A 12,796-nucleotide genomic window follows, 5' to 3' on the forward strand; every position below is an offset into this window, starting at 1 on the left:
GCCGACTTGACCCAACAAGGATACGGAAAGGGCTCAGTAATGAGCCCTTTTATTTCTATGTCAGAAACAGCATTTAACTTTGAAGCGCTTACCCCTGATTTTATGTGGTATGCGCTCGAAAGCATCGGCATTCGTGCCGAGTCCGGCTTTCTTGCCCTCAACAGCTACGAAAACCGCGTCTATCAATTTAGCGACGAAGAACGTCAGCGCTATGTGGTCAAGTTCTACCGCCCAGAACGCTGGACGCGCGAGCAGATCCAAGAAGAGCATGACTTTACGCTTGAGCTGATTGAGTCTGAAATTCCAGTTGCACCGCCATGCAAAATCAACGGTGATACCTTACATGAGTATCAAGGTTACCTATTTGCACTCTTTGCCAGTGTCGGTGGACGCCAGTTTGAGGTCGATAATCTGGAACAGCTTGAAGGGGTCGGTCGATTCTTAGGTCGCATACACAAAGTTGGCGCACGTCAGCCGTTTATTCATCGCCCGACCATCAGTTTGCAAGAGTACCTCTACCAACCAAGAGAGATTTTACAACAATCACCTTTTATCCCGATGCACTTAGAGAATGCTTTCTTTAATGATTTGGATATCTTGATTGGTCAGCTAGAGCAACATTGGCAACAGCCAAGTCAAATTCTGCGTTTACATGGCGATTGCCACCCGGGCAATATTCTCTGGCGTGATGGTCCGATGTTTGTCGATCTGGATGACTCACGCAATGGTCCGGCGGTGCAAGATCTGTGGATGCTGCTTAACGGTGAGCGTGCAGATAAGCTTATGCAGTTGGATATCCTGCTTGAGGCATACCAAGAATTTAGCGATTTCAATATGAGTGAGTTGAAACTAATCGAGCCATTGCGCGGTCTACGTATGGTGCACTATATGGCATGGTTAGCAAAAAGATGGCACGATCCTGCCTTCCCGATTGCCTTTCCTTGGTTTGATGATCCAAAGTATTGGGAAAGTCAGGTGTTGGCATTTAAAGAACAGATTTCAGTGCTCAACGAGCCACCACTATCACTGATGCCACAATGGTAAAGTCAGCAAAGCAAATACATGGAGAAAATAATGAAAAAGCTGTTTGCACTATTTACAACTTTAATACTGAGCTTCTCAGTTCAGGCAGCTAAGTTTACCGAGGGCGAGTACTACAAAGTGCTAGACCTTGAGCCTGCGAAAAAACCAGTGGTAACTGAATTTTTCTCATTCTACTGCCCACATTGTAATACTTTCGACCCAATTATTCGCCAGCTAAAAGCACAGCTACCTGAAGGCGTTAAACTGCAAAAAAACCACGTATCATTTATGGGTGGTGCAATGGGTCTGCCAATGAGTAAAGCTTTCGCCACCATGATTGTGCTAAAAGTCGAAGAGAAAATGGCGCCAATCATGTTTAACCGCATCCACAACATGCGTAAAGCACCAAAAAATGAAGCAGAAATTCGCCAAATCTTCCTAGATGAAGGTATTGAAGCGAAGAAATTCGACGCGGCTTACAACGGTTTCGCGGTCGATTCGATGGTGCGTCGCATGGACAAGCAGTTCAATGACAGCGGTCTTGCTGGCGTTCCAGCGGTTATCGTTAACAACAAGTACCTAGTGGAAGCCGGCTCAATCACCAGCATCGATGAGTACTTCGCGCTAGTTAACTACCTACTGACGCTAAAATAATTAACCAAAAAGGAGCTACGGCTCCTTTTTTAGTACCACTGGCATTTCGGTTTGCTCGCCTGACGGCTCGGATTGTGGCGATGACTGATAGATACTGGCTAATTTGGCATCCTTACGTTGCCACACGTCTCCGAGCCAAAGCTGAAACTGGCGTTTGTACTTTTTATCGTTGAAGTAATCACCGCTAACCTGCTCATCAATTGGCAGCAACTCCACCTCAACCACGATGCGCTTCATTCGCCCCATCAACATATCTTTAAACGGCTGCTTGGTGTTTTCAGGATAAGCCAGTGTTACATCAATAATCTGATCAAATTGCTCGCCCATTGCCGCTAACGTATAAGCAATACCACCCGATTTTGGCTGTAATAAATGCTGATAGCCCGCTTTACTCTTAGCGTGTTTCTGCTCGGTAAAGCGCGTGCCCTCAACGTAGTTCACCACTGTAGTTGGGATATGTTTAAACTTGGCACAAGAACGGCGCGTGGTATGTAAATCATCACCGCGCTTTTCCGGATTACGCAGTAAATACTGGCGTGAGTAGCGGCGCATAAACGGCATATCAAGCGCCCAACAAGCCATGCCGATAAACGGCACATAAAGTAACTGCTGCTTGAGAAAGAATTTTGGCATTGGAATGCTGTCTTTGAATACATAGCACAGCACTACGATATCAGTCCAACTGCGGTGGTTAGAGAACATCAAATACCAGGCATCTTGGCTAAGTCCCTCGACACCTTTGATATCCCATTTCACATCATTTGTTGCACGCAAGATCACACCGTTGATGGTTGCCCATAACCACATCACGCGATTTGCACTATAGGTTATCCAGCGCCTGAAGAACTTTATTGGCACAATCAGTTTAAATATCGCTAATAAACAAATAATTAGCGACATCACTGCTGAGTTGATAACAACCAGCGATACATTGATGAAAAATAATAGATACGCCAACATAATAAATCAGGTTAAAATTCGCGCCGAATAAAAAACGATATGCAATTATACAAACCCTTTCACAGTTTGAAACAATTAGCCAATTGGTCAGATTTGTTGTTTTGAACGTACGCAGGGTTTCTATCCCACTACCAATCAACGTTAAGTGGCAAATTGCTTAATTACCGAGGAATCATGAACGTAAAATATTCTCTAGTTGCGTTAGCACTAATGAGTGGCTCTGCTTGGGCACAACTTGCTGAAACTGCCGGCTTCGCTGGTGAAATCTCTCTCAGCACAGGCTTTTACTCTGTAGAGTCAAACCTAAATACCCATGACGACAATAAAAACCTAAACACAACATCATCTGGTGCACCAAATGATTCAGTGAGCGGCGGTCTACTGCTTCCACTAGGTAACTTGTCATACACTTTTGGTGAGAACCTTAACCAGCAGTTCTACATGGGTACCTCTCGTGAAGATATCGCAACCGGTACACTAGCGTTCGAGATGGGTTACAAATATCAACTGGCATCAGGCATGATCATCGACGCATCGATTCTGCCAACCATTATGTCGGGTGAAGTGTGGGCAGACCCATACCAAGCAACCAATCGTCAAACAACAGATGAAGATGGTAATGCTTACCGCCTTAAGCTAGAGAATATTGCTGGTAGTAAGTTCTCTGTGGATATGGCTTACGCAACTAAAGATGTAGAAAACGACGTACTTGGTGCGACAGAACCGACTCTACGCCGCGATGCAGATGCGTTCTACTTTAAGACTGACTATAAGTACATGGTTGACCAAACCACGATGCTTAAACCACGTCTATCATTTATCAGCTCAGATGCAGATGGCGATGCCAACTCTTTTAAAGGCTACGGTGTAGAACTAAGCTACTTCAAATTCCTAGGTCGCCATCAATTTGCACTAACCGCTGGTTTTGACACGCGTGATTACGATGCGAACAACCCAGTGTTCAATCAAACTCGTGAAGATGATGAGATGAGCCTATTCGCTGCTTACGAATACGCGAACTTTATGGACTGGCAAGATTGGTCATTCATCTCATTTGCTGGTTTTAACAGCTCAGATTCAAACATCGATTTCTACGATAAAAACGAGCTAATCATGTCGGTAGGTATGAACTACCAGTTCTAATCAGCATAGCTAACTAATCTGTAAAGCTAACTGATTTACATAGTTAAATCATGACGATTTGTGAAACCCACCTTTTGGTGGGTTTTTTATTATTCACAATAGTGACTATCGCTAAACCGCTTGGGCATGCAGGTGTTTCAACAAGCGATCCATTGCCCGATAACCCAACGCTTCAGCGAGATGCGGGCGGGCAATACGCTCTTCACCAGCTAAGTCAGCGATGGTACGTGCCACTTTGATGATGCGATGGTAAGCCCGCACCGATAAGCCGAGTCGGTGTAGCGCCTGCTCCAAAAATTGCGCATCACTTTTCTCTAATTGGCAATCACGTTCTATTTCTCGACTTGCGAGCAGCGCATTGGCTTTGCCACTACGCGCTAACATAACCTCGCGCGCTTGCAGCACCCGTCCTTTCACCAGCGAGGTTGTTTCGCCACGCTCACCACCAGCGGCTAACGTCCCTTTGGGCAGCGCCGGGATTTCAATCGACATATCAAAGCGATCCAGCAGCGGTCCAGACAGGCGGCTCAAATAACGCAGCGCCGCTTGGGTATTGCCTTGCGGCTTGCTGGCATCATAGTGACCCGACGGACTAGGATTAAGCGCACCAATCAATTGAAAACGGGCGGGAAAGCGGGTTTTACCTTGCGCGCGCGAAATAATGATTTCGCCCGACTCAAGCGGCTCGCGCAATGCATCGAGCACTTTGCGCTCAAACTCAGGCATTTCATCGAGAAATAGCAAACCATTATGCGCCAGAGAGATCTCCCCCGGTCTGGGCACTGAGCCGCCCCCCACCAGTGCTGCCATCGAACTAGAGTGATGCGGGGCGCGAAATGGGCGCATTTTCCAGTTAAATTGATTGATGTCTTGCTGAGTTAGCGATGCCACTGACGCAGACTCCATCGCCTCTTGATCCGACATCTCAGGTAGCAGATCACTCAAACGTGACGCTAGCATCGTCTTGCCTGTACCGGGCGGACCGAGAAACAACAGGTTATGGTGTCCTGCAGCGGCAATTTCTACTCTTCTAGCGTCACCTGCTTTTTTACTAAAAGTATTACAAACATTGCCAGATAAAGCCTACAAAGAGATAACACAAAAAAGTGTTACTTATGCATACTTTATCTGTACTGATCTGAGTTTTTATGGGAAATCGTTACCTAAACCGAGGGATTTGAACGAGTCCAATAAAGTCGTTCATTTACAATAAAATTTGTCATTTCTCCTCTGTCAGTTCACTTGGTAGAGGTGATGCGAACTGACTATAGCAAACACGCCTTTGCCCCAATACGTGTTTAGAACGCAAGAAACCATCATGAGATTTATTTGAGAAACAAGCTGTTTCCCAATTGCCCAACAGGTTGTTGGACAAACTTTACCCCCTCAACTTTGCAATAGGTTATTGTGAAAATCACTCGAAAGCACTTCTGCCCCAAACCGGTTTGTAATCGGCATTAGAACGAATAAAAAATTCTGATTTAGATATGCTGTCCCATGCAACAACCTATGCTGTCCCATGCAACAACCTATGCTGTCCCATGCAATAACCTATGCTGTCCCATGAGTTAGGGCATTTGCGTCTCAATACATTTATAGATCACTAATTAAAACAAGAGCTTATAACGAAATTAATATAGGAACTTGGATAACATCAGAGCGCAGCTGTCCACAAGGTTATAAATGTGCACAAAGCGAACAATTGGATAAAGATGGGTAATCTTAAGTTTGAAGTGCGACCAAATACGTGTCGGAGGACAATAATGTTCGGTTCCAATAAAGATTGATCGCTTTTTGGCTATATCAAGTCAGCTAAAACACTTTTTTACAGAACCGTTACAGTCGGCACGTTTAAACACGAAAGTGCCCCATTCCCTGTTTCGACTGATTCAACACGTCCATCACAAAGCTTCATCTGACTTAATTTTCCTAATCCAACTACGTGACCCAATTCACTGTGCCACTACACTCTGCATTTAGTTAGCTTACGTGATAATTGATTTATGGGATCTTACTTTGGTTTTTGATAGAGATTGTTGTAGTGCGTACTGGATCAGGTAGTGCAATATCTTTATTGAAAAACAGTTATTCATAAGTACGATTTGGTGATGCGCAAAGATGAACTATATCGATTCAAAGCGTTATTTCAGTAACATTGCGAGGGTAAATAAATGAAAAGTATATTCGGTTACACTTGGCTTTTAGGTGTTTCTGTCTTAATGCTCCCCTTTATGGTACTCATTTGGATTAGTGCGATCTGGTGGCTCCCTATAAGTTGGCTGATGGATCTACTGGAAGCGAAAATGTCTCCTGAAGCTAAGAAGGTTTGTGAATATATTTGGAAAGCTATTTTGATAGTTTTCATTATTTACATGATCATTAACCCACCTTCTAGTGGTTATTACAATTACCGTGGTCGTTAATAAGGAGGGGTTATGAAGCTCTATCTATACCGAATCAACGTGAAGATGCAGGCTTGAGTACCTGAAAATCATCATTAATTCGAGATGTCAAAGAGCCAGCGATCTCTAGAAGAGTCACAGCAAAAAATGTTTGTATAGTAGCCCATCTATGCCCCAGACATATTGTGAACGCACGTAATCATGATGAGATTCATTTGGGCAACAATCTGTTGGCCAATTGCGAACAACTTGTTTCTGCCCCGAAGTTTGTTATGACTCACATCTGTACATGGAAACTTGAAGGGAAATATCTTAGTTTTTCTAACATCCAGATACGACAAGAGCCACTAGAAGTGGCTCTATTACGCGCTACCTGCGGTCAATACTCGATGAGCGGAAGAGAACAGGGCTATTTGAATTCATCTGTCTACGAGTGGAGCCGAAGCCACGCTTCTCATAGCAAGCATCAGTAGTATATGCTTGTAACCTGTTGAGTTCAAATTTAGCTGAACATACTGGCAAGCTTATGCCCCTTTTCTACTTAGTGCTTTTACTCATTTACATCCTGTTAATGAGGTTTTCCCCTACTAAAAGTTATCCATTCTGTAGCATCATTAGCACAGTGAGTTCTCGTGATGTATCACAGGGTAAATTTAATCTATACAGATTAATTCTACATTTAGTATTTATTTAGCTGGCTTTCGTAGTTAAGTTTATGTTTTTATGTATAAAAACCCACTAATCTTAGGGTAAAGAAAGAACTAGGCAGAAAATTTCTGTATTTAAATATAGATTAATTCTGCCTAATAACTGTTAGGCAATTAGCTGGAGACATACGATGGATGCTTTTGAAAGTGGCTTAGCTTGCTATTGTCATCAGAGCCAAAATGAAGTTAATCGAATTAGACGATTTTCCCAATCTATAGATTCTCACTGGGAATCGAAAGCTAAACGTTTGGACAGCGAATTTGAGAAATCGTTGGCAGAAACTACCTGCGAAGATAAGCGTCAAGAGTTAGGTGAGACCTATGGAATGTTTTACTATGAAGACATAGTAAAGAGTGAATGGATACACAAACATAGTGTAGTAATTACTATTTCGAGTTTTGTCGAAAATTCCTTATATGAGTTATGTGAACTACTCGCACTACATCAAGGTCAGCCTCTAAAGTTACATGAGAAAGGGAGGCTGTCGAAGGTAGAGAAATGTCTACTCTACCTTGAAGACAATGCTCATCTTAATCTCGCTGAGTGCAAAGAAGAAGCCGATGCAATGATTGTCGCTTATAAGTTAAGGAACCAGATAATCCATAACAACGGCAAAGTGACCGAACGGTTTGAGAAGCAGAAGGCTCAATGGAAAGGGTTGGTTAAAGGCCGTTTAGGTGCTTATATTGAAATCGACAGCAAATTTCTAACATGGTACTTAGAACAAGTTGCGGCGTTTTACTATAAGTTAGCTCCGGAAGTGTCGTCATTTATACAACGTACAAAAATTGCCTAACAAAGCGTTCAAGACGGACTCCCAACGCATGGCGTTTTCAGCTTTCTTCAGTTTAAGTGTTTATGTCACAATGGTTTAGGTAGGGTGGTTTGCGTTGCTCGCCACTTAACGCGGCGTTATGTGACCAACTCACCATCTGTCCTATGCAGGTCTACAAGCAGACCCCAGAAACTGAATGTGCTCGCTAGTTTTCACATTTGGTCCAATTAGAATAATGCTGATGTCTCCGTTGGTATTTAGATAGGGTATCCCTTGACCGCCAGCCATAGCCTCATATTGCATTGTTCTAAATTCCATCTCATAACCTTGAGCTATCAAGAAGTTACGAATTTCATATGCGTACTTCTCCGCTTCTTGGTCATTCATCGCAATTGAAAAGTCTACTTTCTTCTGAATATCTAAAGCCTTCAGCAACTCACGCTTAAGTTCTGATGTTAATGTGCGCTCTTGTGAGCCTAGTACAACTTTATGTGCTGTAATGCCGCCACTTTGGTTATGGGATGTTACTGATTGATTGTATTGAACTTGTTGCTCATTTCCGTTGTTACGTTTCTTTAAGCTAGTAAAAATAAAGGCAAGGCTTATACCGATTGTTACATAGGCAATTAGAGTAATTATGTAAGTATACTGCTCAAAAGTGTAGGACAGCTTCTCTGGATCAATGTTAAAAGTGATTAGCCACTTGTTAATGTTTGATTTTACAGACTCAGGGCTGTTTTCTATCAAAATGACAATTAGGCTAGCTAAAAATGCAAACAGTGAACCTTTCATATACATACTCCGAGTTTGAACATCATGAATGTTATCATATGCTGTATGGTTGGTAATGCATTTGGTAACATAACAAAGCATTTAAGACGGATTCTCAACGCTTGGCAATTTCAGCTTAGGTCAGCTTCAGTGCTAAATGTGGCAAGGTTTAAGGTGGGGTGGTCGCGTTGTTCACCACTTAATGCAGCGTTAGATTTTATACGGAGAATATTAGAGTTGGACGAAAAAACTATAGCTGATATAGCTGAGAAGATAACGATGGACGTCAGTATATTAACTGCTTTGATCGGATTAGGCGGAGTCATTGTTGGAGCTTTAATCGCAATCATAGGTAACGTGATTATTTTTAAAATGCAGAATAAACAGCAGAAAACAATCGATGATGCGAGAAAAGCATTACTTAATAAAATGCTAAGTGACAAAAAATTTAGCGAAGGACGCTCTTTAGAAACATTGTCGAAAGTTACAGGTGCAGAACCTGAAGAATGCCGTCGTTTACTTATCGAAATTCAGGCTCGGGGTTTTACTTTAAAAGATGGGCGCGAAGGCTGGGTTTACATTAAAAATAGACCACTTTCGACACAATAAATCTAACAAGCGTTTAAGATTTCAAGATGCTTTTTCTAATCAGGTAGACTCTTTGGGTGGCATCGCCCTATCACGCTTTTGTCCAGAACCTTCGCAGGTGGCACTTCGAAACTCAAAAGTGCCCCATTCCTTGTTAGGGAGCCAGCAAAACTAGTAGCTATAAACCCACTCCTTATCGTTTCCATGTATCCGCATGACTGTTCCATCTTTGGCGCAGGCATGTGAGGTGCTGGATCTGTTAACTGTATGATTGAATGCCATTATTTGAGATGTTAACTTTAGAGTCACTAATGGAAGAATTCCATTGAATAAGATGTCATACGAACCAGCATTGTTGCTAACAACTCGTCGTAAGGAATACACGCTTGACTAAAAAAGAAAGAGAAAAAGCAAGATTAGTAAAAGAGCTTCTAGATGCTATTGAGAATAGAAATTTAGCTGTATTTGCTGGAGCTGGCTTGTCGATACCTGCTGGGTACGTAAATTGGAAGCAGTTATTACAGCCCATCGCTGATGAGCTAGACCTAGATATTAACAGGGAAGAGAATAACTTAGTTCAGTTAGCCCAATATCACTGCAATGTGAATCAATCAAATAGGGGGAAGATAAATCAGCTATTAGTTAATGAGTTTTCTCAAATGGCGAGTCTTACCGAAAATCATAAAATATTGGCGCGCCTTCCGGTAGAAACATTCTGGACTACCAATTATGACAGGATGATTGAGTCAGCTCTGTTAGATGCGGGTAAAACGCCTGATGTAAAGTACAATAATAAACAACTAGCAATCACAGTGCCCAAGAGGGATGCGATTGTTTATAAAATGCATGGTGATGTTGAACATCCTAGCGAAGCCATTTTAACGAAAGATGACTATGAAAGTTATCACGTAAAAATGCAGCCTTTTCTCAATGCTCTGAGCGGCGACCTAATTTCAAAAACGTTCCTATTTCTTGGTTTTAGTTTTACCGATCCAAATCTTGATTACATACTTAGTCGAGTCCGAATCGCGTATAGCAGAGACCAAAGACCACATTATTGCCTGCTGAAAAATCTAACGAAAGATCAAGATGAAAGTGATGCAGATTTTGAATACAGGGAAAGAAAGCAAGAGCTTTTTATTCAAGATTTACTTAGGTTTGGAATCAAGTCAGTGATGGTTGATGAATATAGTGAAATCACTGCTGTTCTTCAAACGTTAGAAATGAAAACTAAGTCAAGGTCTATTTTCATATCTGGTGCTGCTAATGATTATGCCCCATATGAAAAAGCCGAATCGGAAAAGTTTGTGTATGAATTGAGTAAAGATCTGATTTCTAGCGGGTACCGAGTTGTATCTGGCTTTGGATTGGGGATTGGAAGTTCCGTGATATCTGGAGCACTAGAGTCATTATACATGAGCGGAAATAAGTTAGACGACAATCAGCTTTTATTAAGACCTTTTCCGCAGAATCAGATTGGGAAAACGGATTTGAAGTTACTTTGGCGAAAATACCGAGAAGATATGATTTCATATGCAGGCATAGCAATTTTCCTATTTGGTAACAAACTAGTTGAAGGGAATGTGATTCTATCTGATGGAATGAGAGAGGAATATGAAATAGCTCAAAATCAGGGGTTGTTTGTAGTGCCTGTCGGTGCGACTGGTTCTATGGCTGAAGTACTATGGACTGAGCTTAAATCAGCCATTGAGTCTAAGGAAGTTTCGTTCCCTAAGAATTTAGAAAATGCACTGTTATCACTTGGTGATAGTAGTTTGAGTTTTGACGAAATCAAAAAATCAATATTAGAAATTGCGTTAACCATAAATAAAGGAGTCTGACATGGCTAGGAAAGTATTTTTCAGCTTTAAATATCAAGATGTTTCAAGATCTATGGTGGTGAGAAATAGTTGGGTCACACAAGGGAAAGAAGCAGCAGGTTTTATAGATAAAGCCGAATTTGAAGAAGTAAAGAAGAAGGGTGATGCAGCTATTAGAAGTTGGATTGATAAGCAGCTAGAAGGAACTTCAGTTACCGTGGTTTTGGTGGGCGAGAAAACCTGTAGTAGCCGTTGGGTAAAATACGAAATAGAACAAAGTATTAAGCGTGGCAATGGACTTTTGGGAATAGACATCAGCAAAATTAAAAACCTGCAAGGTGAAACGTCTGAGCGCTGCGGTCAAATACCTAAAGGATACCAGTTTTACCTTTGGAATAAAGATGAGGGATATAAAAATATGGGGGACTGGATTGAAACAGCGGCAAAAGAGGCAGGTAAGTAAAAACCTATAGCAAACGGCGCTAAGCAAAGGCCCAATCCTCTCCGGTTTGGGCGTTGGCGACCCGAGTATTACCCCTCATTTTCCTGACTCATTTTTGTCCAGAACCTTCGCAGGTGGCACTTCGAAACTCAAAAGTGCCCCAAAACTGTTTAGCTCAAGGTTCCTGACCACTTACTCATGTCAGTTCTTGACCTACATATACTAATAACAAATTATTAGCCTAGTTGATCATTTGTGATTATACAGACATGTTTTGCAATTTATGAGTGGAAGGAAGAATAAGACTCATAAAACAGTATGTTGCTGCTATGGCGTCTGTATTTTCTGAAAATACTATAAAGCCAATGTTTGCTGAAAAGAAACTGTTAGCGGATGTTCTGTTTACCTCACTTACTAGTACAAAGAACAGTTAAGTTTATTTAGAATGACTTAAGCTGTAATTTTAGTAAGGTTTTCAATATGAGCTTTCCCTCAGATATCAAAATGGCGATGCGAGATTGTATCCTCAAAATTTTTTGGCCTAAAAAGGACATATTAAGTTTTTTTAGTAATTGTGGTTGTTCCAAACAAGATATGACAGTCATCGGGAATCTCGCTGACGTACATCGTCACGAAATCATCGATAACATGTTTGATCACCTATCTAATAAAAGCGACCAAGGGTTAGGTGTTTTCAGGTCAATGCTGCAAGCTCTGACTAATTGGTCTCAATTTGACCCCTATTACTTTGATAAGCTGCGCAAGCTCAATAGAACTGATGCTGAGGGTTCTATTAGCCACTTAAAACAGCTGCAAGAGATTCGAGATCATAAGATAAAGGCCGAGCGCAAAGCCCGTGAAGAACGAGCGGAGGCAAATCAAAAACCGACACAAACATTGAATGCACTGAAAGAGCGTTACCTGGCTTTAATGTCGGGAGTGGAGTCATTACAGCGTAGAGGTTATGAGTTAGAACAGATTCTGTTAGAGCTTGCAAAGCTATCTAAATGCGAAACAACTGAGCCTTTCAGAGTGAGGGGGGAGCAGATAGATGGTGCTATCAAATTTGATGGTGAGCACTACATTGTTGAAGCAAAATGGCAAGAACAATCAGCGTCTAATGAACCGATCTATCAATTAGTGGGAAAAGTAGAAGGTAAGCTTTACGGCCGAGGAATTTTCGTATCGATTAATGGATTCAGTACAAATGTTTTAAGCTCTTTAGTGCATGGAAAGGCAATAAAAACAATACTCGTTGATGGACAAGATCTGATGATGGTTTTAGAAGGATATCAAACATTTTCTGATATGTTAGACAAGAAAGTGAAGTCGGCTCAAACGAAAGGCGACATATACGTTAACGCTATTGATGGGCGTTCTAAAATCAGATAACAAACGTCCAAGGATTCAACATACTTTTGCTCATCTGACAGACTTTATTGTCATTTCCATCGTGTTTCGGGTAGCAGTGCACTTTAAAAATGATCAAACTTGAGCTTTTCTGTAGGAT

At 41.7% G+C, this 12,796-nt stretch carries 11 protein-coding genes and 2 pseudogenes; 9 read left to right on the forward strand and 4 right to left on the reverse strand.

Annotation, left to right across the window (positions count from 1 at the left end; all coding sequences use genetic code 11):
* Positions 1-57: 57 nt before the first annotated feature.
* Together DPF93_RS16710 and DPF93_RS16715 are read left to right on the forward strand one after the other, a co-directional pair.
* Positions 58-1,044, forward strand: coding sequence for a serine/threonine protein kinase (locus tag DPF93_RS16710; protein WP_114767251.1), 987 nt, complete (start codon positions 58-60; stop codon positions 1,042-1,044).
* Positions 1,045-1,074: 30 nt separating this feature from the next.
* On the forward strand, positions 1,075-1,677 hold the full coding sequence (locus DPF93_RS16715; protein ID WP_114767252.1) for a thiol:disulfide interchange protein DsbA/DsbL: 603 nt from the start codon (positions 1,075-1,077) through the stop codon (positions 1,675-1,677).
* 15 nt (positions 1,678-1,692) lie between these two features.
* On the opposite strand, the gene DPF93_RS16720 is transcribed toward DPF93_RS16715, so the two are convergent.
* Entirely contained in the window at positions 1,693-2,637 is a 945-nt protein-coding gene (locus tag DPF93_RS16720) for an acyltransferase (RefSeq protein ID WP_114767253.1), read from the reverse strand.
* A gap of 174 nt (positions 2,638-2,811) precedes the next feature.
* Here DPF93_RS16720 and DPF93_RS16725 point away from each other — a divergent pair, with 174 nt between their 5' ends.
* A complete protein-coding gene (locus DPF93_RS16725) occupies positions 2,812-3,780 on the forward strand; it encodes a DUF2860 domain-containing protein (RefSeq protein ID WP_114767254.1) in 969 nt (322 codons plus the stop codon).
* Between the two features lie 111 nt (positions 3,781-3,891).
* Here DPF93_RS16725 and DPF93_RS16730 read toward each other — a convergent pair.
* Positions 3,892-4,812, reverse strand: a pseudogene (locus tag DPF93_RS16730) (YifB family Mg chelatase-like AAA ATPase); the annotation flags it as partial.
* A 1,139-nt stretch (positions 4,813-5,951) separates the two neighbouring features.
* Here DPF93_RS16730 and DPF93_RS16735 point away from each other — a divergent pair.
* A complete protein-coding gene (locus DPF93_RS16735; protein WP_114767255.1) occupies positions 5,952-6,203 on the forward strand; it encodes a hypothetical protein in 252 nt (83 codons plus the stop codon).
* Between the two features lie 34 nt (positions 6,204-6,237).
* Here the strand turns inward: DPF93_RS16735 and DPF93_RS21560 are convergent.
* Positions 6,238-6,345 (reverse strand): annotated as a pseudogene (locus DPF93_RS21560) (IS630 family transposase); the annotation flags it as partial.
* Between the two features lie 675 nt (positions 6,346-7,020).
* Between DPF93_RS21560 and DPF93_RS16740 the strand changes: the two are divergent.
* On the forward strand, positions 7,021-7,686 hold the full coding sequence (locus DPF93_RS16740; protein WP_114767256.1) for a hypothetical protein: 666 nt from the start codon (positions 7,021-7,023) through the stop codon (positions 7,684-7,686).
* Between the two features lie 141 nt (positions 7,687-7,827).
* Here the strand turns inward: DPF93_RS16740 and DPF93_RS16745 are convergent, their stop codons facing one another.
* On the reverse strand, positions 7,828-8,457 hold the full coding sequence (locus DPF93_RS16745; RefSeq protein ID WP_114767257.1) for a hypothetical protein: 630 nt from the start codon (positions 8,455-8,457) through the stop codon (positions 7,828-7,830).
* A 216-nt stretch (positions 8,458-8,673) separates the two neighbouring features.
* Here DPF93_RS16745 and DPF93_RS16750 point away from each other — a divergent pair, with 216 nt between their 5' ends.
* The 4 genes from DPF93_RS16750 (at position 8,674) to DPF93_RS16765 (ending at position 12,678) form a co-directional block, all read left to right on the forward strand.
* Positions 8,674-9,045 (forward strand): hypothetical protein, encoded by a 372-nt coding sequence (locus DPF93_RS16750; RefSeq protein WP_123777563.1) that lies wholly within the window; start codon positions 8,674-8,676, stop codon positions 9,043-9,045.
* A gap of 365 nt (positions 9,046-9,410) precedes the next feature.
* Complete coding sequence (locus tag DPF93_RS16755) at positions 9,411-10,865, forward strand: SIR2 family protein (protein ID WP_114767259.1); 1,455 nt, start codon at positions 9,411-9,413, stop codon at positions 10,863-10,865.
* 1 nt (position 10,866) lies between these two features.
* Positions 10,867-11,307, forward strand: coding sequence for a TIR domain-containing protein (locus DPF93_RS16760; RefSeq protein ID WP_114767260.1), 441 nt, complete (start codon positions 10,867-10,869; stop codon positions 11,305-11,307).
* 459 nt (positions 11,308-11,766) lie between these two features.
* The gene (locus DPF93_RS16765; protein ID WP_114767261.1) at positions 11,767-12,678 is read left to right on the forward strand and encodes a restriction endonuclease; all 912 of its coding nucleotides are present in this window, start codon (positions 11,767-11,769) and stop codon (positions 12,676-12,678) included.
* Positions 12,679-12,796: the final 118 nt, after the last annotated feature.

Source organism: Vibrio rhodolitus, from assembly GCF_003350325.1.
Classification (GTDB): Bacteria; Pseudomonadota; Gammaproteobacteria; order Enterobacterales; family Vibrionaceae; genus Vibrio; species Vibrio rhodolitus.